This window comes from Pseudomonas inefficax (genome assembly GCF_032164165.1).
Taxonomy (GTDB): Bacteria; Pseudomonadota; Gammaproteobacteria; order Pseudomonadales; family Pseudomonadaceae; genus Aquipseudomonas; species Aquipseudomonas inefficax.
On the sequence record NZ_CP134401.1, the window covers coordinates 3,082,037 to 3,105,749 of the forward strand.

Sequence of the window (23,713 nt, forward strand, 5' to 3'; positions counted from 1 at the left end):
TTCGCGGGCACGCCCGCTCCCACAGGCACTGCACAGCTTTCAGACCTGTAATTTAACCTGTGGGAGCGGGTTTACCCGCGAATGGGCCGCACAGCGGCCCCTGTCAGCCTTTACGCAGGTGCAGTTCCTGGCGCAGATCGCTCAGGTAAGGAAACGCCCCGCGCCCCTGCACCACCCGCTCATGCTCCAGCTCCGCCAGCAACTGGCACTCGTCCCGCCCGGCCATGGCCAGCAGGCTGCCATCCGGGCCGATGATGCTGCTCTGCCCGCAATACTGGATCTCGCCTTCCGAGCCGCAATAATTGGCATACACCAGGTAGCACTGGTTTTCTTGCGCCCGGGCCCTCACGGTCACCTGGCAGATGAAGTCGTACGGCGCCATGTTCGCCGTCGGCACCAGGATCAGCTCGGCACCGTCCAGCGCCAGGCGCCGGGCGTTTTCCGGGAACTCGATGTCGTAGCAGATCAGCAGGCCGACCTTCCAGCCATCGAGCTCCACCACCGGGAAATGGTCGGAGCCCGCGCTGAACATCGAGCGGTCCAGCTCGCCGAACAGGTGGGTCTTGCGATAGTTGCTCAGGCAGCGGCCGTGCGCATCGATCAACTGCACACTGTTGTAGATCGCGCCATCATCACCACGCTCCGGGTAGCCGTAGACGATGGCGATGCGGTGTGCCTGGGCGATCTCCACCACCTCCATGGCCGCAGGGCCATCGACGGCCTCCGCCAGCCGCTCGGCCTGGGCCAGGCCGATGTTGTAGCCGGTCAGGAACATCTCCGGGCACACCAGCAACCGGGCGCCGCGTTCGGCCGCCAGTTGCGCCTGATGACGCAACCGTTGCAGGTTGCCGGGCACGTCCAGTGGCTTGGGTGCGCCCTGGAACAGAGCAATGCGCATGCTGCCTCCTTGTCTCAGTCCGGCAGAGCGATCGGGCCGATCTCGTCGAACACGTCGCCTGGGCCGGGGTTGTCCGGGTGAGTGCGGCCACCGAAGTGGTTCATGATACCCCACACCGCATTCAGCGATGTCTGTACCGCGCCTTCCACCCAGGCCGGCGTCCACGACACGTCGTCACCGGCGATGAACATGCCGCGCTGCTCGGCAGGCATGTCCTGCTGCATGAAGTGCGCGTACATGCGCTGGTTGTAGCGGTAGTGACCCGGCAGGGCGCCCTTGAAGGCGCCGAGGAAGTGCGGGTCGGCTTCCCAGGAAACGGTGATCGGGTCGCCGATGATGTGCCCGGCGATGTCGGTCTTCGGGTAGATCTTCTTCAGTGCGTCCAGGGCCAGTTGCACGCGTTTTTCCACCGGGTGCGGCAGCATCTTCAGCGCGTCGCTCATCCACGAGTACGACAGGCAGATCACTCCCGGCTTGTCGTTGCCGTTGTCGAATAGGTAGGTGCCGCGGGTGAGGCGATCGGTAAGGGTCATGCTCATCAGGTCGCGGCCGGTTTCCGGATCCTTGTCCTTCCAGAACGGCCGGTCGACCATGACGAAGGTCTTTGACGACTGCATGTAGCGGGTGCGGTCCAGGGCCATCCACATCTTTTGCGAGAACAGTGATTCCTCGCAGTCGATCTGGGTGGTCAGCAGCCAGGTTTGGCAGGTGGCGAGCACGGCACTGTAGTGACGAGTGTCGCCCCAGTTGTCGGTGACCGCCAGGCGGCCATCGGCGGCGCGGGCGATGCGCTTGACCCCGGTACGCGGCGCGCCGCCATGCAGAGCGCTCAGGCTGGTGCCTTCCGGCCAATGCACGCAGCGCTCCGGTACATGGCGCCAGATGCCTTGCGGTACCTGCTCGACACCGCCGACTACCAGGTGCTGGTGGTCGTCGCAGTTGGTCATCACCACGCGGAAGATTTCCAGCATCGAGTTGGGGAAGTCCGAGTCCCAGCCGCCGGTGCCGAAACCGACCTGGCCGAACACTTCGCGGTGCTGGAAGCTCAACTTGGCGAACGAGCGCGAGGTGGCGACGAAATCGTAGAAGGTGCGGTCGTCCCAAAGCGGTACCAGTTTGTTCCACAGCTCTTTCAGGCGCGGTACGTCACGGTCGCGGATGGCCTGCTGGATGTCGGCGAACTGGGCACCGCTTTCCAGCGCGTCGGCCCAGGCGTCGGCCACTTCGTGGAACAGCTTGGGCAGGTCGGTGGGTTTTTCGGCGTAGTAGGTCTGGCCTTCCAGGTCAATCACCGTGCTGCCCGAAGCCGGAGTCAGCGGGTTGGGGAACGGTTTGGTCTCCAGGCCCAGCTTGTCCACGTAGTGGTAGAAGGCGGTGGACGACACCGGGAAGCGCATGCCACCCAGTTCGGCGATGACCCCGTCGGTGCCGTTGAAGGTTTGCGAGCGCAGCCGGCCACCCAGTTTGGAGGCTTCGTACACCACCGGTTTGAGGCCCAGCTTCATCAGTTCGTAGGCCGCTACCAGGCCGGCGATACCGGCGCCCACGATTGCCACTTCCGCACCATGGTGCTCGGCCGGGATGCTGCCCAGGCCTGCGGGGTGCTCCAACCAGTCGTCGAAGGCGAAGGGGAAGTCCGGGCCGAAGATGGTGATGGGCTTTTTGCCGTCGGCGGGGTGGCGGTTTTTCTTGTTCATGAAGTGACCTTGCCAGAGAGGCTGCGCAGCGGGCGGAGCCTGAGTATAGGAGATGCCTGGGGGCCATTTTAGGGAGTGGGATGTTCGTTATTAAGATGCAGAGTGTTGTCTGAATGTCGCTTGTTTCGTCTAAATAAATGATTTTTCATCTTTTATGACGAATGTAGAGATCTCCAGGGGCAGCACCGGTCTCTGTGGGAGCGGGTTTACCCGCGAATGCTGCAGTGAATCTACCGACGCGTTCGCGGGTAAACCCGCTCCCACAGGGGGCTGTGTTGTGCTTGGGATCGTGGATGATCAGCAAATTCCTACACCCATGGCGGGAATTAAAGAATTACCCTACGCCCGCTATAGCCTCGGTCTGGCTGCGTGGGAAAAGCCTCATTGTTAACTTCACTGGGTCGCCGCTGTTCGGGCGACTGGGTGTGAGAACCCATCTCCAACTTCGTACCAAGGCTTATGTCATGGCAGCCGTCGCGGGCAGGCTTTCGCCTGGCCGGATTTCCAAGTTGGCCGGTTCTCACCCCGTGCATGGCTGCCACCCATTTCCCGTGAGAAGGAGTTGGTGAGCGGTTTCCTCAAGACTCAATTTGGAAATTGCATCATGAAGAAGACTGATTCCAACCAACCCGAAAAGCTTAAACCCACCGCAGAAAAAACCTTCTGCAACTGCGAATCCAGCCACCCGCCATTATTCGCCATCCGCCCCGGCATCGACGCCGCAGACGCCTTGGTCCACGCCTGCCTGCTGGCCCGTGGCCTCGATCAGATCGCCACCGACTACGCCCAGCATCACGCCCCCGAACGCAGCCGCGACATCGTCTGGTCGATGCAGCATTCCGCCGAAAGCCTTTCGGCGATTCTGGAAAGCCTGCTCGACGGCCAGGAAGCCTGACCGCCAGCCAGGTTCAGAGCGGCTGCCCGCGGTCCACCTTGCTGCTGAGAATGATCGATGTGGTGGTCTTCTCCACCCCGTCGACACTGCCGATCTGATCGAGCAACTGGTCCAGTTGCTCGGGCGAATCCGTACGCAGCCAGGCCACATAGTCGAACTCACCGCTCACGGCGCACAACTGCTGCACCTGGCCCATCGCACTCAGGCGCCGCACCACCTCCTTGCCCGAGCGCGGCTGCACCTTGATCCCCACATACGCCTGCAGCCCACCGCCCAGCACCCGCTGGCCCAGGCGCACGCCATAGCCGGAGATGACCTTGTTCTTCTCCAGCCGTTCAAGGCGCGAGTTCACGGTGGTGCGGGCGATGCCCAACTGGCGGGCGAGGGTGGCGACGCTTTCGCGGGCGTTGATCTGCAGCAGGGCGATCAGCTGGCGATCGATTTCATCCAGCGTGATGGAGCGGGAGTCCGACATGGCGAGTCTCTACGGTTGGCCTGCTAGCCTAGCCAGCCAGTGCAGGCCAGAGCAAGGGCAGTCACAGCTGGCCGCGCCACCGCGGTCCCTTTGTAGGAGCGGCCTTGTGTCGCGAAAGGGCCGCAAAGCGGCCTCAGGATTTCAGCGTCGATGCAGATATTGCTGGGGCCGCTTTGCGGCCCTTTCGCGACACAAGGCCGCTCCTACAGCTACCGCGGCGGCCTGGCCCAGGATGTAAACATCAGCCGTAGCTTTTTCATCCGGCAGAACTGCCGAAAAGAAAAAGGCCTACGTTCTGCAACGTAGGCCTTTGAGTTTTCTGGTGGGCCCACACGGACTCGAACCGTGGACCAAAGGATTATGAGTCCTCTGCTCTAACCAACTGAGCTATAGGCCCTCAGTAAGTCGCCGGATTATAACGAGGGTTTCGCACCAGTGCCATCTGAAAGATCCGATAGTGCTATGCGAAGAAACGTCGCCGCGAACTCCTCCGGCGGCAGGGGCAGGCTGACGATGTAGCCCTGGATCTGCTCACAGCCTTCAGCCGCCAGGAACCGTTGCTGGGCCTGGTTTTCCACACCCTCGGCAATGATGGTCAACTGCATGCTGCGGCCCAGGGCGATGATCGCTCGGGCGATGGCGGCGTCGTGGGGGTCGTCGGGCAGGCCGCGGATGAACGACTTGTCGATCTTGAGGATGTCCAGCGGCAGGCGCTTGAGGTAGCTCAGCGATGAATAACCGGTGCCGAAGTCGTCGATGGCCAGTTGCACGCCCAGTTTCTTCAGCTGGTACAGCACGGCCAGGGCTTCCTCTGCCTGGCTCATGATGAAGTTTTCGGTGATTTCCAGCTGCAGGTCGCCGGCCTTGAGCTGGTAGTGCTTCAGCAACTGTTCGATGCGCCGGGCGAGGTGAGGTTGGCGCAGCTGGGCGCCGGCGAGGTTGATCGACAATGGGCCGAACGGTTCGTAGTGCAGCTTCCAGGCCTGCATCTGCCGGCAGGCCTGTTCCAGTACCCAGTCGCCGATCTGGAGGATGGTGCCGTTCTCTTCAGCCAGGTGGATGAAGTGCTCTGGCGGCACTTCACCAAAGCTCGGGTGGCTCCAGCGGATCAGTGCTTCGGCGCCGACCAGGCTTTGGGTCTTGAGGCTGAGCTTGGGCTGGAAGCACAGGCTCAGTTCGTTGCGTTCGATGGCGCGGCGCAGTTCGTGCTCCAGGGCGATGCGTTCGCTGGCTTGGGCGGTGAGGTCGAGGGTGTAGGTTTCGACGCGGTTGCGGCCCTTGGCCTTGGAGCGGTACATGGCGGCGTCGGCGTTGCGAATCAGTGTGGCAACGTCGGTGCCGTCCTGTGGATAAAGGCTGATGCCGATGCTGGCGCTGGTGAAGAACTCGTGCTCGCCGGCCTGGAACGGCGCGTTGAAGCAGGTCAGCAGCTTGTTGGCAATGGCGCTGGCGTCGCTGGGTTTGTGCAGGCCGGGCAGCAGGATGATGAACTCGTCGCCACCCAGGCGGGCCACGGTGTCGACATCACGCACCTGCTCCTTCAGGCGTTGGGCGATGCCTTTGAGCAGCAGGTCGCCGACCGGGTGACCGAGGCTGTCATTGATGTGCTTGAAACGGTCCAGGTCAAGGAACAGCACCGCGCCCTTGCGGTTGGACAGCTGCGAGCAGGTGAGTGCGGCCTGCAGGCGGTTCTCGAACAGGGCGCGGTTGGGCAGGCCGGTCAGCGGGTCGTGGTGGGCTTGGTAGTCGAGCTTGGCCTGGGCGTGCTTGAGGCTGGAAATGTCGGCGAACACGGCGACGAAATGGGTGATTTCGCGCTCTCTGTTGCGCACGGCGCTGATGGTCAGCCAGCCGGGGTACAGCTCGCCGTTCTTGCGTTTGTTGTAGATCTCGCCTTGCCAGTGGCCCTCATCGGTCAGCTGGTGCCACATGGCGACATAGAACGCGCTGTCGTGCTGGCCCGAAGCGAGCAGGCGCGGGGTCTGGCCGAGGGCTTCGATCTCGCTGTAACCGGTGATTTCGCTGAAGGCGCGGTTGACGGCACTGATGCGCTGGTCGATGTCGGTGATCAGCACACCTTCGGCGGTGTTCTCGAACACTGTGGCGGCCAGCTGCAGCTTTTCCTGCATCAAGTGGCGCTCGGTGATGTCGCGGGCGATGGTCAGCATGCAGTCGTCGCCAGCAATCGGCAGCGGCCGTGCAGAGAGCTCGCAGAGGCGAATCTGCCCATCGCTGCGGCGCAGGTGGCAGGTGAAGTCGCGAACGAAACCGTCGCGGTTGAGCTGTTCGACCAGGCGCTTGCGCTCGTTGAGGTCGACCCAGATGCCCAGGTCCAGCGAGGTCTGGTCGAGGGTCGGGCTAAGGTCATAGCCGGTGAGGCGGCAGAAGCCTTCATTGACTTCGAGCAGCAAGCCGTCGCTCTGGCGCGACAGCAGCAGGCCGTCGGGCGACGCGTGGAAGGCCTTGGCGAACTTTTCTTCGGAAGTTTGCAACTGCTCCTGGGTTTCCTTGAGCTGGCTGATATCGCGTACCGCCACCACCAGCGCGAGGTTGCCGTCGAGTTCGAAGGTTTCGGCCGAGGTCAGGCCGGTGAACAGTTGGCCGTTGCTGCGACGGAAGCTCATTTCCAGGTTGCGGATACCGCCCTGGTGCAGGCGTTCGAGCAGCCGCGGGCCGGTGCCTTCGACGCCCCACAGGTTGAGCTCGGTGGCAGTGCGGCCGATCACCTGGCCAGGGGTGAGGCCGATCTGCTCTTCGAAGGCTTCGTTCACCTCCAGCAGGCAGCCGTCGCTGTGGCGGGCGATCAGCAGGATGTCGGGGCACTGCTGGAACACCGAGGCGAACTTCTGCTCGGACAGGCGCAGAGCGTCCTCGGTGCGCTTGGTTTCGCTGATATCGATCATCAGGCCACGCATCACTGGCCGGTGGCCATGCTCGATCATGCTGACGATGTTGCGTACCCACAGTGGCTGGCCATCGGCCCTGATCACCCGGTAGTCGAGGCTGTGGTCGCGCCCGGCAGCCGTTTCGCTGTCGCAGTAGGCCTGGGCCCAGAGCGCATCATCCGGGTGCAGGATGCTGCGCCAGAAGCCGGGTTTGAGCCAGTCAGCCAGTGGGTAGCCGAGCAGGCCTTCGGCATGGGGCGAGACGTAGCTGTAGGTGAAGTCGTTGGCGTCGGCCTCCCAGGCGATGGCGGACAGGCTCTCGACCAGGCTGCGATAGTGGTACTCGCTGCTGCGCAGTTCCTGTTCCAGGGCGATCCGCCGGGAAATTTCCGAACTGAGCCGGCGGTTGATGCGGATGACCACTGCCAGCACTGCCATCAATACCAGCACTGCGGGCAGGCCATATACCAGCAGGTCCGACCAGAACATGCGTTGGTCGACCACATTGCCCACCCAGCGTTGCTGGATCTGGCTGACCTCGGCGCTGCTCATGTCGGCTATCACTTTGTCGAGAATGCCGACCAGTTCCTTCTTGTCGCGGGGGGTGGCCATGGCCAGCTGGTAGCGATAGGGCGTTTCGCCGCTGACGTAGAGGCCGTCGAGCTTGAGCTGGCGCAGGCTCCAGATGCTTGAAGCGAGGTCGCCGACCACCGCATCCACTTCATCGGTGGCCAAGGCCTGCAGGGTAGAACTGACGTTGGGCAGGGCCACCAGGTTGAGGTCTGGATGGTGGGTGCGCAGCAGTTCGTGCGGGGCGTAGTTTTCGACCACGGCAATCTTCAGGCCGTAAAGGTCGTCCAGGTTGCGCGGCTGTGCGCCGCCTTTGTGGGCGAGAATGACGATGGGGAAGTCGAGGTACGGTCGGGTGAAGGCCAGGTAGCCTTGGCGTTCGGGGGTGGACATGATGCCGGGCAGCAGGTCGATGCGGCTTTCGCGGGCTTGCGCCAGTACCTCGGTCCAGCTACTGGGTTCGACCGGTTTGAGCGTCACACCCAGGCGTTGCTGGATCGTGGCGATGTAATCGGCGGCCAATCCCTGGTACCGGCCCTCCTGGTCGCGAAACTCGAACGGTGGCCAAGAGGCGTCTACACCCAGGCTCAGCTGCGGATGGGCAGCCAACCAGGCTTTCTCCTCGTCTGTCAGGGTCAGGGCGCCGGCCGTTGTGTTCCACAAAATCAGGAGCAGCAACAGGATGGCCGGCATCGGGTGCATAGCGGCCTCGCATTCAAATGGTATGAAGTCGAGTGTAGACCGGCATTGCTGCAGCTGTGCAGTGGAAGGGCGGGCTTTGTGTTCTGGCTGTCGGAAGGGGTAAAAGGGGCTGCTGCGCAGCCCATCGCCAGAACAGGCAGTGCAAGGTGGAAAGAAAAACCCCGGCCTGGGCCGGGGTTTTGTCATCACTCGTCGAGGAAGGAGCGCAGATGCTCGCTCCGAGTCGGGTGGCGCAGTTTGCGCAACGCCTTCGCTTCGATCTGACGGATCCGCTCGCGGGTCACATCGAACTGCTTGCCTACCTCTTCGAGGGTGTGGTCGGTGTTCATGTCGATACCGAAACGCATGCGCAGCACCTTGGCTTCGCGTGCGGTCAGGCCCGAGAGCACGTCACGGGTGGCTTCCTTGAGGCTTTCGACCGTGGCCACATCGATCGGGGACTGCATGGTCGAGTCCTCGATGAAGTCGCCCAGGTGCGAATCTTCGTCATCACCGATCGGGGTTTCCATGGAGATCGGCTCTTTGGCGATCTTCAGTACCTTACGGATCTTGTCCTCAGGCATTTCCATGCGCTCGCCAAGCTCTTCCGGGGTCGGTTCGCGACCCATTTCCTGCAGCATCTGGCGGGAAATACGGTTGAGCTTGTTGATCGTCTCGATCATGTGCACCGGAATACGGATGGTGCGTGCCTGGTCGGCGATCGAACGGGTGATCGCCTGGCGAATCCACCAGGTGGCGTAGGTCGAGAACTTGTAGCCGCGACGGTATTCGAACTTGTCCACCGCTTTCATCAAGCCGATGTTGCCTTCCTGGATCAGGTCGAGGAACTGCAGGCCACGGTTGGTGTACTTCTTGGCGATGGAGATAACCAGACGCAGGTTCGCCTCGACCATTTCTTTCTTGGCGCGGCGGGCCTTGGCTTCACCGATCGACATGCGACGGTTGATTTCCTTGATCTCGGCAACGGTCAGGCCGGTTTCGGTCTCAAGGTCGATCAGCTTCTGTTGGCAAGCGACGATGGCAGCGTCCTTTTCACCCAGGGCGGCAGCCCACTTGGTGTTGCGCTTGGCCAGGTCACCGCTCCAGGTCTGGTCGGTTTCGTTGCTCGGGAACATGCGCAGGAAGTCGGCACGCGGCATGCGGGCGTCACGCACGCACAGCTGCATGATGGCGCGTTCCTGCTGACGCAGGCGGTTCAAGGCGTCACGAACACGCTCTACCAGTACCTCGAACTGCTTCGGTACCAGCTTGATCGGCATGAACAGGTCGGCCAGAGCCTGCAGGGCCTCGACGCTTTCCTTGTGGGCACGACCATTTTTCTTCAGAACCTTGTTGGTGGCCTGCAGCTGGTCGTTGACCGCACCGAAACGCTGGCGCGCGACTTCCGGGTCCGGGCCGCTCTCGGCCTCTTCCTCGTCGTCACCGCTTTCGGATTCTTCCTCTTCGTCGTCGGACTCTTCCTTCGCGGCGGCGGCCTTGGCGCCTGGGATCGGCACTTCTTCGGTCGGCGCGGCGATATTGTCGTCAGGGTCGATGTAACCGCTGAGAACGTCGGACAGACGGCCACCTTCGGTGGTGACACGGTCATATTCGCCGAGAATGTAGTCGACAGTGCCCGGGAAGTGGGCGATGGCGCCCATGACTTCACGAATGCCTTCCTCGATACGCTTGGCGATTTCGATTTCGCCTTCGCGGGTCAGCAGCTCGACGGTACCCATTTCGCGCATGTACATGCGCACCGGGTCGGTCGTGCGGCCGATATCGGTTTCAACTGCCGCCAACGCAGCAGCGGCTTCTTCGGCCGCGGCTTCGTCGGTGTCGGCTTCCGCCAACAGAAGGGCATCCGCATCCGGAGCACTCTCGAATACGTTGATCCCCATGTCGTTGATCATGCGGATGATGTCTTCCACCTGTTCAGGATCTGAAATATCCTCAGGCAGGTGGTCGTTGACCTCCGCGTAAGTCAGGTAGCCCTGCTCACGACCGCGGGTGATCAACTCTTTGATACGAGACTGCTGTTGCGCTTTTCCGGACATAACACCCTATCCACTGAAGGTCTTGGCGGGCAAAAAACAAGCCGAGGATTATACCCGAGCATGGGCCTCACGCGCCAGATGAGGTCGGCGTTTGTGCGGGAACATTCCGGCTCAGCAGGGCGAGGAGCTGGGTTTTTTCCTCGCTGGTCAATTCGCTTTGACGTGATTTCCTGAGCAGTTGTTCCAGGCTGCGCTCGCGTTGGCGGGCGGACAAGCTAGTTATAGTGTCGAAAAACTGTTGTTCAAGGTTGTCGGCAACGATCAGCCATTCCTTTTCCGCCAGGGCCCGCAGCAGGCGCCCCTGTTCGGTGCCGTGCCATCGTGCGATCAGCTGCATTGAGCTTAGCCCAGGATTTTTCTGCGCGGCTTCGATCAGTGCGACCAACAGCTGGCTGTAGAGGTGTTCTTCGTCGGCGAAGTGGCTGGCATCCTCCACCTTGCCGGCCAGCAGCGGGTGGTGCAGCAGGGTGCGCAGGGCGGCCAGGGTAGGCGGCTCGACCGGGGCCGGCACGCGCGGCGGCGCTTCGTCGCGTTGCTGCCATGGCTTGCCGCCCTTGCGGTTCTTGTCCCAGGGTTTGTCGCTCCACTGCTTCTTGCCGGCGCCCTTGCTCGGCTTCCATTCCTGTTCCTGATGAACGGGGGCGAAGTCGTGCTGCGGCATGTCGCCGTAATCGGGGGTGTAACTGGCCATGGCATCGTAGTCGTAGCCAGGGTCGTAGTCCGGCACGCTGCTGGTGGCCGGAGCGTGTTGTGCCAGTTGTTCGACCTGCTGTGGGTCGAGGCCGGTGATTTCCTTCAGGCGGTTGCGCATCAGCTGGCGCAGGTTGGCACCGGGGATCTTTTCGATCAGCGGTGCGGCCAGGGTCGCCATGTGCGCCTTGCCTTCCAGCGAGCGCGGGTCGGCTTCGACGCCTAGTTGCTCGAAGAAGTAATCGGCCAGCGGCTGGGCGTGCTGGTTGATGCGGGCCATGAAGGCATCGGTGCCTTCGGCGCGCACCAGGCTGTCCGGGTCTTCGCCTTCGGGCAGGAACAGGAAGCGCGCGCGGCGGCCGTCCTGCAGGTTCGACAGGGTCGATTCCAAGGCGCGCCATGCGGCCTTGCGCCCGGCCTGGTCGCCGTCGAAGCAGAACAGCACGCTGGGTACCACGCGGAACAGGCGCTTGAGGTGCTCTTCGCTGGTGGCGGTGCCGAGGGTGGCCACGGCGTTGCGCAGGCCCTGCTGGGCCAGGGCAATGACGTCCATGTAGCCTTCGACGACGATGATTTCGTCAAGGTTGCGGTTGTGCTTGCGCGCCTCGTACAGGCCATACAGTTCCTGGCCCTTGTGGAACACCGGGGTTTCCGGGGAGTTCAGGTACTTGGGCTTGTCGTCGCCAAGCACCCGGCCACCGAAGGCGATGATGCGCCCGCGGCTGTCGCGGATCGGGAACATCACCCGGTCGCGGAAGCGGTCGTAGCGCTTGCCGCTTTCGGCGTTCTCGATCAGCAAGCCAGCATCGATCATCACCTTCTGCTGCAGGGTGTCGGCACCCAGGTGCTTGAGCAGATTGTCCCAGCCTGGCGGGGCGAAACCCAGGCCGAAGTCACGGGCGATCTCCCCGGACAGGCCGCGGCCCTTGAGGTAATCCACCGCCGCCTTGCGGGTCGGGTGGCTGCGCAGGGCCTGGCGGTAGAACTCCGAGGCGGCGTCCAGCAGCGGGTACAGCGGCGAATCAGTTGGCTGGCGCGGCTTGTGGTCGCGGCGGCCTTGCTCGCGGGGTACTTCCATGCCGGCGGCGCGAGCCAGTTCCTCGACGGCCTGGGGGAAGTCCAGGTTGTCGTGGTCCATGACGAAACCCAGGGCGTTGCCGCCGGCGCCGCAACCGAAGCAGTAGTAGAACTGCTTGTCGGGGCTGACCGTGAAGGAAGGGGTCTTTTCCTTGTGGAACGGGCAGCATGCGGAGTAGTTCTTGCCGGTTTTTTTCAGCTGGACGCGCGAACTCACCACATCGACGATGTCGAGGCGGTTGATAAGGTCGTCAATGAAACTCTGGGGAATCAGCCCGGCCATGGCAGTCTCGTCATCTGGCAACTGGCAAGTCTAATCGCTCACGCGCCGAATGGGGCGAGTGCCGTTTGGGGAAGTGCGAGGGAATGTGTGCTCGTCGCCAGCCCCTGAGGGCCCGTCAGTCGGACGTGCACGTCTGGTCATACAACAAGGAGGACCAGCTCTGACGTTTCAGGCAGGTTGCCCATGTGCAGTTCGCATGACGCTCGTGCAGGGCCTTGAGCTAGCTGCTCAAGTTTGAAACTGCCACTGCCATCGCCCGGCGGTTAGCCGGGCAGGGCAGAAGCTTTGCGTAGAACGTCTGTATTAGTACAGACGAACGGCGCGGCGCTGTTCGCGCTGAACTTTCTTGGCGTGACGCTTAACAGCAGCAGCTGCTTTGCGCTTACGCTCGGCGGTCGGCTTCTCGTAAAACTCGCGGCTACGAACTTCAGCCAGTACACCGGCTTTTTCGCAGGAGCGCTTGAAACGACGCAGAGCTACGTCGAAGGGTTCGTTCTCTTTAACTTTGACGGCTGGCATCCAGGGCTACCTTAATTCATTACCGGGGTAGACGTGCTCCTGGCAAAACAAAGGTGTGCTGGAGAACGTCGGTTTTCAAGGGTTGCGGATGTTAACCCTTAGCAAGCCGGAATGCAAAGCCTCTGATCGAAAACCGCTGGTCGGCATCCAACACGGGGACTATCATGCGCGGCTTCGAATTCAGCCCCCACAAGGGACGAACCCATGCTAGTACTGGGATTGGAAACATCCTGCGACGAAACTGGCGTCGCATTATACGACAGCGAGCGCGGTTTGTTGGCCGACGCGCTGTTCAGCCAGATCGACCTGCACCGCGTGTTCGGCGGTGTGGTGCCGGAGCTTGCCTCGCGTGATCACGTCAAGCGCATGCTGCCGCTCATCCGCCAGGTGCTGGACGAGGCCGGCTGCGTCGCGACCGAGATCGACGCCATCGCCTACACCGCAGGTCCTGGCCTGGTCGGTGCCCTGCTGGTGGGGGCCTCCTGCGCCCAGGCGCTGGCCTTTGCCTGGGACATTCCGGCTATTGGCGTACACCACATGGAAGGCCACCTGCTGGCACCCATGCTGGAAGAAAACCCTCCGGAGTTTCCGTTCGTCGCTTTGTTGGTTTCCGGTGGCCACACCCAGCTGGTGCGGGTCGATGGCATCGGTCACTACGAGCTGCTGGGCGAGAGCCTGGACGACGCTGCCGGCGAAGCGTTCGACAAGACCGCCAAGCTGATCGGCCTGAACTACCCCGGTGGCCCGGAAATCGCCCGCCTGGCCGAGCGCGGCGTGCCTGGCCGCTTCGTGTTCCCGCGGCCGATGACCGACCGCCCGGGCCTGGAGTTCAGCTTCAGCGGCCTGAAAACCTTTGCCCTGAACACCTGGCAGCAGTGCCGCGATGCCGGCGACGACAATGAGCAAACCCGTTGCGACCTGTCCCTGGCATTCCAGCAGGCGGTGGTGGAGACTTTGACCATCAAGTGCAAGCGGGCGTTGAAGCAGACCGGCCTCAAGCGCCTGGTCATTGCCGGTGGCGTCAGCGCCAACAAGGCCCTGCGTGCGTCCCTTGAGGACATGCTCGGCAGCATCAAGGGCAACGTGTACTACGCGCGTCCGCAGTTCTGCACCGACAACGGCGCAATGATTGCCTATGCCGGCTGCCAGCGGTTGTTGGCCGGGCAGCAGCAGGACCTGGCAATCAGCGTGCAGGCACGCTGGCCAATGGAGCAGCTGCCGCCGGTTTGAGCGTTAGAAGTGCCGTTCACGGCCCGCGAACAGGTCGCGCAGGTTGCTGCGGTGGCGCCATACGATCATCGCCGTCAGCACGGTTATCGGTAGCAGGGCCTCTGGCTCGCGCCAGGCCAGCAATGGCAGGGTCAGGGGTGTGGCGATCAGCGCCGCCAGCGAACTGGTGCGGGTGAGGTAGAAGGTCAGCAGCCAGGCGCCAATGGCCAGCAGCGCGGCCGGGAAGTACAGGGCCATGAGCATGCCGGCGGCTGTTGCCACGCCCTTGCCGCCCTGGAAGCGGAAGTACAGCGGGAACAGGTGGCCCAGCACTGCGCACACGCCAACCCAGGCCTGCGCGTGCAGGTCCAGCCCGGTACCGCGGGCGAGCAATACCGGCAACAGGCCCTTGCACAGGTCGCCAAGCAGGGTCAGGATCGCCAGTTTACGGCCTGCCAGGCGTAGCATGTTGGTGGCGCCGGCATTGCCTGAACCGCTGGAACGCGGGTCCGGGCTGCCTGTAAGGCGGCTGAGGACGATGGCGAAGGACAGCGAGCCGAGCAGGTAGGCGAGCAACGCCAGTAACCAAAACATGCTAACTATTCCGGGCGAGGACGCCCTGATTCTAACGGCGCCAGTCGCCCTTGTCGTGCTGTGGAGAGAAGTGCTTGGACAGAGTGTTCATCGAAGGCCTGGAAGTCGATACCGTTATCGGTGCCTATGACTGGGAGCGGGATATTCGCCAGTGCTTGCGCCTGGACCTGAGCTTTGCCTGGGACAACCGCCCGGCTGCGGCCGGTGACGACCTGAACCTGGCGCTGGACTATGCCAGTGTATCGGCGCGCATCCAGGCGTTTGCCGAACAGGCCCGTTTCGAGCTGGTGGAAACCTTCGCCGAGCGCCTGGTGGCGACGTTGATGGAGGAGTTCCACATCCCATGGGTGCGGTTGAAGCTGACCAAGCCAGGTGCGGTGCCGGCGGCCCGTGGTGGTGTTGGCGTGGAGATCGAGCGCGGATGTCTCTGAGCACGGTTTACCTGGGCCTTGGCAGCAATGTCGACCGCGAGGTGCACTTGTGCGCCGGGCTCGATGCGTTGGCGGGCATCCTGACCGACATGCGCTGTTCGCCGGCGTTCGAAAGCCAGGCGGTGGGGATCAAGAGCGGGCCGTTCATCAACTTCGTGGTGACCGGGCAGACCGCGTTGCCGTTGATCGAACTGGACCGCCGGTTGAAGTTCATCGAGGCCGACAATGGCCGCTATGCGCCGGACCGCAAGGGGCTGCCGCTGGATATCGATGTGCTGATGTATGACGACTTGAACGGCACCTTCGATGGGCTGGTGTTGCCTCGTGCCGAGATCCTGAAGAACGCCTTTGTGCTGTGGCCGCTGTCGCTGCTGGCGCCCGAGTTGTTGCATCCGGGGGTAGGCAAGACAATGGCGCAGTTGTGGCAGGAGGCGCGGATTGATCAGGTGTTGGCTCCGGTTGCCTTCGAGTGGCGGGGGCTGCAGCTGACTCCAGCATGAGCCTGTACTGGCCCTTTCGCGGCTAAAGCCGCTCCCACAGGTTTAGGTGCGAGGTTCAGAAAATGCGCGGTTCCTGTGGGAGCGGCTTTAGCCGCGAAAGGGCCGGTATGTTCAACCGAGCTTGTAAGCCTCGAGCGCTTTCAGCCGCTCACTTTTGAGCGCTTCACCCAAGCCCTGGCCAGTCAGCCCTGCCTGCACCAACGGCTTCACATCCACTGCCCGCGCCGCCGCTGCTGCCCCTCGCAGATAGTCGGCCTGTGGATAAACCGATTTGCCCTCGCCCAGTGCTGTCATCTCGCAAACGATCAGGAAGTCCTCGAATCGCTGCGGCCGTCGATACACATCGAACTGGTGCAACAACTCCAGCACTGCCGTGGCAGGCAACTCCGGCGCCTGGCCAGCTTTCGCCAGGCACTCACCGGTCAGCAACGCCAGTTCCTGGCATTCCCGCGGCGCCTTGAGGCGCTGGTTAACCGCCTTGATCGAGGCGGGGGGCAGCGTGTGCAACAGGCAGGCCCAGCGCACGTGCAGAGCCTGTTCGTGCAGCGCGGCCTGCTCCAGCGCTGCCAGGCCTTGGGTATCGTCATCGAGCTCAGGCAGCAGCTCTGGCAAGGCCCCGCAAACGCGCAGCACCTGGAAGAACACCTGCGGCTGCGCCTCCATCAGCGCGCGCTCGATTTCTTTCCAGCTGCGCTCGGCGGTCAGTGCCTGCAACTCGCCCGAGGCACTGATCAGGCGCATCAACTCCAGGGTCTGGTCGGCAACCCTGAAACCCAGCGGTGCATAGCGGGCAGCAAAGCGCGCGACACGCAGCACGCGCAATGGATCTTCGGCGAATGCCGGGGAAACATGCCGCAAAAGGCGCTGATCGAGATCTTGCTGACCGTTGTACGGGTCATAAACCGTGCCGGCTTCATCCTCGGCCATTGCATTGATCGTGAGGTCGCGGCGGATCAGGTCTTCTTCCAAGGTCACATCTGGGCTGGCGTGAAACGTGAACCCGCCGTAGCCGCGGCCGCTCTTGCGTTCGGTACGCGCCAGGGCGTATTCCTCGCCAGTTTTCGGGTGCAGGAACACCGGGAAATCAGCCCCGACCGGGCGATAACCTTTGGCAAGCATTTCTTCGACGCTAGCGCCGACCACCAGCCAGTCGATATCGCTGACAGGGCGGCCGAGCAGGCGGTCGCGTACCGCGCCGCCGACTTTGTAGATGTGCATGTGCAACTCTCCATAACTGCCGACAGGATAACCCGTCGGCAGCCATGGGGTAGCATCAGAGGTGGTGGATGACCGCCAGGTCCATGCGCCCGTAATCGGCGTTTTCGCCGTGCTCGCCGCGTGGTGGCATATGGTGCGTCTTCATCACCTGCTCGCCCTGGACGGTCTCCAGATGGATGTCGAAGCCCCACAGGCGGTGCAGGTGCTTGAGCACTTCCTCGGTCGAGTCGCCCAGCGGTTTGCGGTTGTGTTGCTGGTGACGCAAGGTCAGCGAGCGGTCACCGCGGCGGTCGACGCTCCAGATCTGTACGTTTGGCTCGCGGTTGCCCAGGTTGTACTGCGCCGCCAGTAGTTCGCGAATGGTCCGGTAGCCGGCCTCGTCGTGGATGGCAGGTACATACAGGTCGTCGCGCTGGTCGTCATCGAGGATGCTGAACAGCTTGAGATCGCGCATGACCTTTGGCGACAGGTACTGCAGGATGAAGCTCTCGTCCTTGAAGCTGCTCATGGCGAACTTGATGGTAGAAAGCCAGTCACTGCCGGCAATGTCGGGGAACCAGCGGCGATCTTCTTCGGTCGGGTTTTCGCACATGCGGCGGATGTCGGTGTACATCGCAAAGCCCAGTGCGTAGGGGTTGATGCCGTTGTAGTAGGGGCTGTCGAAGCCGGGCTGGAACACTACGCTGGTGTGCGACTGCAGGAACTCCATCATGAAGCCTTCGGTGATAAGCCCCTCGTCATACAGGTCGTTCATCAGCGTGTAGTGCCAGAATGTCGCCCAGCCTTCGTTCATCACCTGGGTCTGGCGCTGCGGGTAGAAATACTGGGCGATCTTGCGCACGATGCGCACCACTTCACGCTGCCAGGGCTCCAGCAGCGGGGCGTTCTTCTCGATGAAATAGAGGATGTTTTCCTGCGGTTCGGCGGGGAAGCGCGCATCATCTCGATCGTTACCCTTGTCGGCGCTCTTCGGAATGGTTCGCCACAGGTCATTGATCTGCCGCTGCAGGTGTTCCTCGCGCTCCTTCTGCCGCCGCCGCTCCTCTTCGGCGGAAATCGGATAAGGCCGCTTGTAACGGTCGACACCGTAGTTCATCAGGGCATGACAGGAGTCGATCAGGTCTTCCACGGCATCGATGCCATGGCGCTCTTCGCACTGGGCGATGTACTGCTTGGCGAACACCAGGTAGTCAATGATCGAGCTGGCGTCGGTCCAGGTGCGGAACAGGTAGTTGCCCTTGAAGAAACTGTTATGGCCGTAGCAGGCATGGGCGATCACCAGTGCCTGCATGCACATGGTGTTTTCTTCCATCAGGTAGGCGATGCACGGGTCGGAGTTGATCACGATCTCGTAGGCCAGGCCCATCTGGCCACGGCTGTAGGACTTCTCCGTGCTGAGGAACTGCTTGCCGTAGGACCAATGGTGATAACCCAGCGGCATGCCGACCGAGGCATAGGCGTCCATCATCTGCTCGGCGGTAATCACCTCGATCTGGTTGGGGTAGGTGTCCAGGGCGTAACGCTCGGCCAGGCGGCTGATTTCCCGGTCGTAGGTCTGGATCAGTTCGAACGTCCACTCGGACCCGGTGGAAATAGGTTGGCGTCTCTGTGCTCTGGCGGTCATGTGGCTAACCTGCGCTGGAAGAGTTCACGGAAGACCGGGTAGATATCGCCGGCCGATACCAACTGCTGCTGGGCGAACGTGTCGGGGAAGGCTTCGCCTATGCGCTCGTATTCGTACCACAGCGCCTGGTGTTCACGAGGAGTGATTTCAACGTAAGTGTAGTACTGCACATGCGGCATGATCTGCTTGGCCAGGATGTCGCGGCAGATCGGCGAGTCGTCGTTCCAATTGTCGCCGTCGGAAGCCTGGGCGGCGTAGATGTTCCAGTCGCTGGCCGGGTAGCGTTCGGCCATGACCTCCTGCATCAGCTTCAGCGCGCTGGAAACGATGGTGCCGCCGGTTTCCCGCGAATAGAAGAATTCTTCCTCGTCGACTTCACGGGCGCTGGTGTGGTGGCGGATGAATACCACTTCGATGCGGTCGTAGTTTCGCTTGAGGAACAGGTACAGCAGGATGAAAAAGCGCTTGGCGATGTCCTTGGTGGCCTGGGTCATCGAGCCGGACACGTCCATCAGGCAGAACATCACCGCCTTGGAGCTGGGGTTGGGTTGCTTGACCAGCAGGTTGTACTTGAGGTCGAAAGTGTCGAGGAAGGGCAGGCGATTGATACGTGCCTTCAGGCGTTCGATCTCGTGTTCGACTTCCTGGATATCGGTGAAATTATCCGGTTCCTCAACCTTCAGGCGGGCGAGTTCCTTCTGCGCTTCGCGCAGCAGTGCGCGGCTGCTGCCGGTCAGGGCGATGCGCCGGGCATGGGCCGAACGCAGGGTGCGCACGATGTTGATGCGTGACGGGTTGCCTTCGTTGGCGATACCGGCGCGCACGGTCTTGAAGGTGTCGGCCCCGGTCAGGTGACGTTTGACCAGGTTGGGCAGCTCGAGGTCCTCGAACATGAACTCGAGGAATTCTTCCTGGGTGATCTGGAAGACGAAGTCGTCCATGCCCTCGCCGGAATTGCCGGCCTTGCCACGGCCGCCGCCACCGCCGCCACCCTGTGGCCTGGGGATGTGTTCACCGGCGGTGAATTCCTTGTTGCCTGGGTGCACGATGGTCTGCTTGCCCCCGCGACCATGGTGCAGCACCGGTTCGTCGATGTCGCGCCCCGGGATGCTGATCTGCTCGCCATGTTCCATGTCCATGATGGAACGGCGGCTTACCGCCTCTTCGACGGCTTTCTTGATATGTTCGCGGTACCGCCGCAGGAAGCGCTGGCGGTTCACCGTGCTCTTGTTCTTGCCGTTCAGGCGTCGATCTATAACGTAGCTCATGGTCCCTCCGGTAGCTGGGAACAGCTGCACGCTTCAAGCTACGAGCTGCTGCAAGCAATGGCAGCAAAGCAGCTGCCGCCGCCCAGGGCTGGCATAGCAGCCCTGGGCGCGCGGTGGGTAGCTTGTCGCCTTATTGCGATTTCCTGACCCGCAGGTACCATTCCGACAGCAGACGAACCTGTTTGTCGGTGTAGCCACGCTCCACCATGCGCGTGACGAAGTCGTTGTGTTTCTGTTGGTCCTCCTTGCTTGCCTTGGCGTTGAAGCTGATGACCGGCAGCAGGTCCTCGGTGTTGGAGAACATTTTCTTCTCGATCACCACCCGCAGCTTTTCGTAGCTCAGCCAGCTCGGATTCTTGCCGTTGTTGTTGGCACGGGCACGCAGCACGAAGTTGACGATTTCGTTGCGGAAATCTTTCGGGTTGCTGATGCCGGCCGGCTTCTCGATCTTCTCCAGTTCTTCGTTGAGGGCGATACGGTTGAGAATTTCGCCGGTTTCCGGATCGCGGTATTCCTGGTCCTGGATCCAGAAATCGGCATACAGCACGTAGCGGTCGAAAATGTTCTGGCCGTATTCGCTGTAGGACTCCAGGTAGGCGGTCTGGATTTCCTTGCCGATGAACTCGATGTAGCGTGGGGCCAGGTACTCCTTCAGGTAGCGCAGGTAGCGTTCGCGCACTTCGGCCGGGAACTGTTCCTGCTCGATCTGCTGCTCCAGCACATACAGCAGGTGCACCGGGTTGGCGGCCACTTCATGCGGGTCGAAGTTGAACACCTTGGACAGGATCTTGAACGCAAAGCGGGTCGACAGGCCGTTCATGCCTTCGTCGACGCCGGCGGAATCGCGGTACTCCTGGATCGACTTGGCCTTCGGATCGGTGTCCTTGAGGTTTTCCCCGTCGTACACCCGCATCTTCGAATAGATGTTGGAGTTTTCCGGCTCTTTCAGGCGCGACAGCACGGTGAACTGGGCGAGCATCTTCAGCGTGTCTGGCGCGCAGTGGGCCTTGGCCAGCGAGCTGTTGATCAGTAGCTTGTCGTAGATCTTGATTTCGTCGCTGACGCGCAGGCAGTACGGCACCTTGACGATGTAGATCCGGTCGATGAACGCCTCGTTGTTCTTGTTGTTGCGGAAGGTGTGCCACTCCGATTCGTTGGAGTGGGCCAGCAAGATCCCGGAGTAGGGGATGGCGCCGAGGCCTTCGGTACTGTTGTAGTTGCCTTCCTGGGTGGCAGTGAGCAGCGGGTGCAGGACCTTGATCGGGGCCTTGAACATCTCGACGAATTCCATCAGGCCTTGGTTGGCCCGGCACAGCGCACCCGAATAGGCATAGGCGTCGGCGTCGTTCTGCGGGAATTCTTCGAGCTTGCGGATATCGACCTTGCCGACCAGGGCCGAAATGTCCTGGTTGTTCTCGTCGCCGGGTTCGGTCTTGGCGATGGCGATCTGGTTGAGAATCGACGGGTACAGTTTCACCACCTTGAACTTGCTGATGTCGCCGCCGAACTCCTGCAGGCGTTTGGTGGCCCAGGGCGACATGATGGTGTTCAGGTAGCGCCGCGGGATGCCGAACTCTTCCTCGAGAATGGCCCCGTCTTCGGTGGCGTTGAACAGCCCCAGGGGCGACTCGAATACCGGCGAGCCCTTGATGGCGTAAAACGGTACCTTTTCCATCAGCTGCTTGAGTTTTTCGGCCAGCGACGACTTGCCGCCGCCCACCGGGCCCAGCAGGTAGAGGATCTGTTTCTTTTCCTCCAGGCCTTGAGCGGCGTGGCGGAAGTAGGACACGATCTGGTCGATGCACTCTTCCATGCCATGGAAGTCGGCAAAGGCCGGATAGCGGCGGATAACCTTGTTGGAGAAGATTCGCGACAGTCTGGAGTTGGTTGAGGTGTCGATCAGCTCCGGCTCACCGATGGCCAGCAACAGCCGTTCGGCCGCCGATGCGTAGGCACTGCGATCCTCTTTGCACAGCTCGAGGTACTCCTGCAGCGAGAGTTCTTCCTGGCGCGTAGACTCGAAACGTTGTTGGAAGTGGCTAAAAATACTCATGACGTCACCTCGCTCGATACGTGGAGACGACGCCGGATCAGTCAGCTGATGCTGGCATGCAACCGGGTTTGCCGGCTGCTGTATACCCCCCAGAACACCCTGTAACGCTACCGATGACCCGCACGCCGGTGTACCGGCTCTCCCCTTTTTCTGGATGGCCTGCGCTTAAGAATAGTTGGTTATCCGCAAGGTCAAGGGCGAGGGGCGGAGAAGTTGCGAACGACCGTTCGTCAGATAAGCCGCAAGCCCGCACGGGGCGCGGGCTGCAGTAAAAATGAAAAAATTATTCGGCAGTGCCTTGGGCAGTCTCGGCCGGGTAAGTGGCGCGCCACAGCTCAAAGCCGCCGTCGACGCTGTATACGTCCGAGAAGCCCTGGTTCACCAGATAGGCCGCGGCGCTCTGGCTGGAATTGCCGTGATAGCACACCACCAGGGTCGGGGCATCGAGGTCGGCATTGCGGATGAACTCGGCGACCGAATGGTTATCCAGATGCTTGGCACCGGTGATGTGGCCGGCGGCAAAGGCCTGCGGGTCGCGAATGTCGACGACTACCGCACCTTGCGCGCGCAGGGCCAGGGCCTGATCGGGAGGGATGCGCTTGAATTCGCTCATGGGTACGGCTTCCTTCAGTTTTGATCGTTCAGTGTAGGCGTTTGGCTGGGGAGGCGTAAGTTGCCGTCGTCGCTGCAGTCACAGCGGTGGTATTCGCCGCTGTCGACGTTGTACAGGGTCATGGCACCGCCCCACACGCAACCGGTGTCCAGGGCAATGATGCCAGGCTCGTCGACCTGCCCTTGCAGGGCGGCCCAGTGGCCAAAGATGATTTTCACGTGGCGTGAGCGGCGACCCTTGTGTGCATACCACGGCTTGTAGCCTTTGGGGGCGGTATCCAGGCCTTCCTTGCTCTTGAGGTCGAGCTTGCCCTCGGCGGTGCAGAAGCGCATGCGCGTGAGGTAGTTGGTGATGACCCGCAGGCGCTCGATACCGCTGAGGTTCTTGCTCCACTTGTTCGGCTCGTTGCCGTACATGCCGTCCAGGTACAGTTTCAGGCGCTCGTCGTCGCGCAGCACTTCCTCGACCTCGGCGGCCAGCTCCAGGGCTTTGCCCAAGGTCCATTGCGGTGGAATGCCGGCGTGAACCAGGGCAATGCCACGGGGTTCATCGTAATGCAGCAGCTTTTGCTGGCGCAGCCAGTCGAACAGCTGGTCGGCGTCCGGCGCTTCGATGATTTCGCGCAGTGTGTCGCTTTTCTTCAGGCGTTCGACATTGTGCCAGGCGGCCAGCAGGTGCAGGTCATGGTTGCCCAGCACGCACACCAGCGACTGGCGGATCGAATAAAGGAAGCGCAGGGTTTCCAGCGACTCGGGGCCGCGGTTGACCAGGTCACCGACCAGCCATAGACGATCGACGGCGGGGTTGAAGTTGACCCGTTCGAGCAGGCACTTGAGTGGCTGCAGGCAGCCCTGCAGGTCACCGACGGCGTAGGTAGCCATCAGTGCAGCGCCCCGGGCACCGCCAGGCGGAACGGGGCGATCTCGGCATCGAAGCGTTTGCCGTCTTCGGCGAACATCTGGTAGCTGCCCTGCATGGTGCCCACGCGGGTGCTGATGACCGCGCCGCTGCTGTAGGTATGGCTCTGGCCTGGGTCGATGTTGGGCTGCTGCCCTACCACGCCGGCGCCACGCACTTCCTCGACCTCGCCGTCACCATTGGTGATCAGCCAGTGGCGCGACAGCAGCTTGGCCTTGAGCGAGCCATTGTTCTGCACGGTGATGGTGTAGGCGAAAGCGAAACGACTGTTTTCGGGGTCGGATTGTTCTTTGAGGTAGCGGGTCACGACGCTGACGTCGATCTGATAGCGGGGGTCGGACATGCAAGGGCCTTGGGCGAACTGACGCAATAATGCAGTCTAGGCCATTGGGAGGGGGGAGGGCCAGCGCCATCCTGATCGGCTGGCGCGGTCAGTTGTAGGAGCGGCCTTGTGTCGCGAAAGGGCCGCTGAGCGGCCCCGGCGATATCTGCAGCGAGGCTGAAAGTCTGGGGCCGCTGTGCGGCCCTTTCGCGATACAAGGCCGCTCCTACAAGGGG

At 62.0% G+C, this 23,713-nt stretch carries 19 protein-coding genes and 1 tRNA gene; 4 read left to right on the plus strand and 16 right to left on the minus strand.

Features of this window, described 5'->3' with window-relative positions; genetic code table 11:
- Nucleotides 1-103 precede the first annotated feature (103 nt).
- Both RIN61_RS13735 and RIN61_RS13740 read right to left on the minus strand, forming a co-directional pair.
- Entirely contained in the window at nt 104-898 is a 795-nt protein-coding gene (locus RIN61_RS13735; protein WP_313852392.1) for a carbon-nitrogen hydrolase family protein, read from the minus strand.
- A gap of 14 nt (nt 899-912) precedes the next feature.
- Nucleotides 913-2,595, minus strand: coding sequence for a flavin monoamine oxidase family protein (locus RIN61_RS13740; protein ID WP_112251513.1), 1,683 nt, complete (start codon nt 2,593-2,595; stop codon nt 913-915).
- Between the two features lie 604 nt (nt 2,596-3,199).
- Between RIN61_RS13740 and RIN61_RS13745 the strand changes: the two genes are divergently transcribed.
- Complete coding sequence (locus tag RIN61_RS13745; protein WP_112251516.1) at nt 3,200-3,490, plus strand: hypothetical protein; 291 nt, start codon at nt 3,200-3,202, stop codon at nt 3,488-3,490.
- Nucleotides 3,491-3,503: 13 nt separating this feature from the next.
- Here RIN61_RS13745 and RIN61_RS13750 read toward each other — a convergent pair whose 3' ends face one another.
- The 6 genes from RIN61_RS13750 to rpsU all read right to left on the minus strand — a co-directional run bounded on the left by RIN61_RS13750 (nt 3,504) and on the right by rpsU (nt 12,727).
- Nucleotides 3,504-3,965 (minus strand): Lrp/AsnC family transcriptional regulator, encoded by a 462-nt coding sequence (locus tag RIN61_RS13750; protein ID WP_112251518.1) that lies wholly within the window; start codon nt 3,963-3,965, stop codon nt 3,504-3,506.
- Nucleotides 3,966-4,285: 320 nt separating this feature from the next.
- Nucleotides 4,286-4,362, minus strand: a tRNA-Ile gene (locus RIN61_RS13755).
- Nucleotides 4,363-4,378: 16 nt separating this feature from the next.
- Nucleotides 4,379-8,122 (minus strand): bifunctional diguanylate cyclase/phosphodiesterase, encoded by a 3,744-nt coding sequence (locus RIN61_RS13760; RefSeq protein WP_215521057.1) that lies wholly within the window; start codon nt 8,120-8,122, stop codon nt 4,379-4,381.
- A gap of 185 nt (nt 8,123-8,307) precedes the next feature.
- Entirely contained in the window at nt 8,308-10,158 is a 1,851-nt protein-coding gene (gene rpoD / locus RIN61_RS13765) for an RNA polymerase sigma factor RpoD (RefSeq protein ID WP_112251522.1), read from the minus strand.
- 67 nt (nt 10,159-10,225) lie between these two features.
- A complete protein-coding gene (gene dnaG / locus RIN61_RS13770; protein ID WP_207879282.1) occupies nt 10,226-12,208 on the minus strand; it encodes a DNA primase in 1,983 nt (660 codons plus the stop codon).
- 303 nt (nt 12,209-12,511) lie between these two features.
- Entirely contained in the window at nt 12,512-12,727 is a 216-nt protein-coding gene (gene rpsU / locus RIN61_RS13775; protein WP_003255575.1) for a 30S ribosomal protein S21, read from the minus strand.
- A gap of 204 nt (nt 12,728-12,931) precedes the next feature.
- On the opposite strand from rpsU, the gene tsaD reads away from it, so the two are divergent.
- On the plus strand, nt 12,932-13,957 hold the full coding sequence (gene tsaD / locus RIN61_RS13780) for a tRNA (adenosine(37)-N6)-threonylcarbamoyltransferase complex transferase subunit TsaD (protein WP_215521058.1): 1,026 nt from the start codon (nt 12,932-12,934) through the stop codon (nt 13,955-13,957).
- 3 nt (nt 13,958-13,960) lie between these two features.
- Here the strand turns inward: tsaD and plsY are convergent, their stop codons facing one another.
- Nucleotides 13,961-14,530, minus strand: a complete 570-nt coding sequence (gene plsY, locus RIN61_RS13785; RefSeq protein WP_112251528.1) for a glycerol-3-phosphate 1-O-acyltransferase PlsY — start codon at nt 14,528-14,530, stop codon at nt 13,961-13,963.
- 74 nt (nt 14,531-14,604) lie between these two features.
- On the opposite strand from plsY, the gene folB reads away from it, so the two are divergent.
- Nucleotides 14,605-14,961, plus strand: coding sequence for a dihydroneopterin aldolase (folB, locus tag RIN61_RS13790; protein ID WP_004375185.1), 357 nt, complete (start codon nt 14,605-14,607; stop codon nt 14,959-14,961).
- Nucleotides 14,952-15,461 (plus strand): 2-amino-4-hydroxy-6-hydroxymethyldihydropteridine diphosphokinase, encoded by a 510-nt coding sequence (folK, locus tag RIN61_RS13795; RefSeq protein ID WP_112251532.1) that lies wholly within the window; start codon nt 14,952-14,954, stop codon nt 15,459-15,461. The genes folB and folK overlap by 10 nt, the downstream gene beginning before the upstream one ends.
- 111 nt (nt 15,462-15,572) lie before the next feature.
- Here folK and RIN61_RS13800 read toward each other — a convergent pair whose 3' ends face one another.
- From RIN61_RS13800 to apaG, 7 genes are all read right to left on the minus strand, one after another.
- Entirely contained in the window at nt 15,573-16,679 is a 1,107-nt protein-coding gene (locus tag RIN61_RS13800) for a multifunctional CCA addition/repair protein (protein ID WP_112251534.1), read from the minus strand.
- 55 nt (nt 16,680-16,734) lie between these two features.
- Entirely contained in the window at nt 16,735-18,303 is a 1,569-nt protein-coding gene (locus tag RIN61_RS13805; RefSeq protein ID WP_112251536.1) for a SpoVR family protein, read from the minus strand.
- Entirely contained in the window at nt 18,300-19,571 is a 1,272-nt protein-coding gene (locus RIN61_RS13810) for a YeaH/YhbH family protein (RefSeq protein ID WP_112251538.1), read from the minus strand. Before RIN61_RS13810 ends, RIN61_RS13805 begins: the two co-directional genes overlap by 4 nt.
- Nucleotides 19,572-19,701: 130 nt before the next feature.
- Entirely contained in the window at nt 19,702-21,624 is a 1,923-nt protein-coding gene (locus RIN61_RS13815; protein ID WP_133970054.1) for a PrkA family serine protein kinase, read from the minus strand.
- Nucleotides 21,625-21,907: 283 nt separating this feature from the next.
- The gene (gene glpE, locus RIN61_RS13820) at nt 21,908-22,237 is read right to left on the minus strand and encodes a thiosulfate sulfurtransferase GlpE (RefSeq protein ID WP_112251542.1); all 330 of its coding nucleotides are present in this window, start codon (nt 22,235-22,237) and stop codon (nt 21,908-21,910) included.
- 14 nt (nt 22,238-22,251) lie between these two features.
- On the minus strand, nt 22,252-23,118 hold the full coding sequence (locus tag RIN61_RS13825) for a symmetrical bis(5'-nucleosyl)-tetraphosphatase (RefSeq protein ID WP_313852410.1): 867 nt from the start codon (nt 23,116-23,118) through the stop codon (nt 22,252-22,254).
- Nucleotides 23,118-23,498 carry a Co2+/Mg2+ efflux protein ApaG gene (gene apaG / locus RIN61_RS13830; RefSeq protein ID WP_012270198.1) on the minus strand — a complete coding sequence of 127 codons (381 nt, stop codon included), beginning with the start codon at nt 23,496-23,498 and terminating at the stop codon, nt 23,118-23,120. Before apaG ends, RIN61_RS13825 begins: the two co-directional genes overlap by 1 nt.
- Between the last annotated feature and the right edge of the window lie 215 nt (nt 23,499-23,713).

Excerpts from the sequence above, each read along its gene's own strand:
- RIN61_RS13735 (WP_313852392.1), bottom strand. The coding sequence starts at position 898 with ATGCGCATTGCTCTGTTCCAGGGCGCACCCAAGCCACTGGACGTGCCC.
- RIN61_RS13740 (WP_112251513.1), bottom strand. The coding sequence starts at position 2,595 with ATGAACAAGAAAAACCGCCACCCCGCCGACGGCAAAAAGCCCATCACC.
- RIN61_RS13745 (WP_112251516.1), top strand. The coding sequence starts at position 3,200 with ATGAAGAAGACTGATTCCAACCAACCCGAAAAGCTTAAACCCACCGCA.
- RIN61_RS13750 (WP_112251518.1), bottom strand. The coding sequence starts at position 3,965 with ATGTCGGACTCCCGCTCCATCACGCTGGATGAAATCGATCGCCAGCTG.
- RIN61_RS13760 (WP_215521057.1), bottom strand. The coding sequence starts at position 8,122 with ATGCACCCGATGCCGGCCATCCTGTTGCTGCTCCTGATTTTGTGGAAC.
- rpoD (WP_112251522.1), bottom strand. The coding sequence starts at position 10,158 with ATGTCCGGAAAAGCGCAACAGCAGTCTCGTATCAAAGAGTTGATCACC.
- dnaG (WP_207879282.1), bottom strand. The coding sequence starts at position 12,208 with ATGGCCGGGCTGATTCCCCAGAGTTTCATTGACGACCTTATCAACCGC.
- rpsU (WP_003255575.1), bottom strand. The coding sequence starts at position 12,727 with ATGCCAGCCGTCAAAGTTAAAGAGAACGAACCCTTCGACGTAGCTCTG.
- tsaD (WP_215521058.1), top strand. The coding sequence starts at position 12,932 with ATGCTAGTACTGGGATTGGAAACATCCTGCGACGAAACTGGCGTCGCA.
- plsY (WP_112251528.1), bottom strand. The coding sequence starts at position 14,530 with ATGTTTTGGTTACTGGCGTTGCTCGCCTACCTGCTCGGCTCGCTGTCC.
- folK (WP_112251532.1), top strand. The coding sequence starts at position 14,952 with ATGTCTCTGAGCACGGTTTACCTGGGCCTTGGCAGCAATGTCGACCGC.
- RIN61_RS13800 (WP_112251534.1), bottom strand. The coding sequence starts at position 16,679 with ATGCACATCTACAAAGTCGGCGGCGCGGTACGCGACCGCCTGCTCGGC.
- RIN61_RS13805 (WP_112251536.1), bottom strand. The coding sequence starts at position 18,303 with ATGACCGCCAGAGCACAGAGACGCCAACCTATTTCCACCGGGTCCGAG.
- RIN61_RS13810 (WP_112251538.1), bottom strand. The coding sequence starts at position 19,571 with ATGAGCTACGTTATAGATCGACGCCTGAACGGCAAGAACAAGAGCACG.
- RIN61_RS13815 (WP_133970054.1), bottom strand. The coding sequence starts at position 21,624 with ATGAGTATTTTTAGCCACTTCCAACAACGTTTCGAGTCTACGCGCCAG.
- glpE (WP_112251542.1), bottom strand. The coding sequence starts at position 22,237 with ATGAGCGAATTCAAGCGCATCCCTCCCGATCAGGCCCTGGCCCTGCGC.
- RIN61_RS13825 (WP_313852410.1), bottom strand. The coding sequence starts at position 23,118 with ATGGCTACCTACGCCGTCGGTGACCTGCAGGGCTGCCTGCAGCCACTC.
- apaG (WP_012270198.1), bottom strand. The coding sequence starts at position 23,498 with ATGTCCGACCCCCGCTATCAGATCGACGTCAGCGTCGTGACCCGCTAC.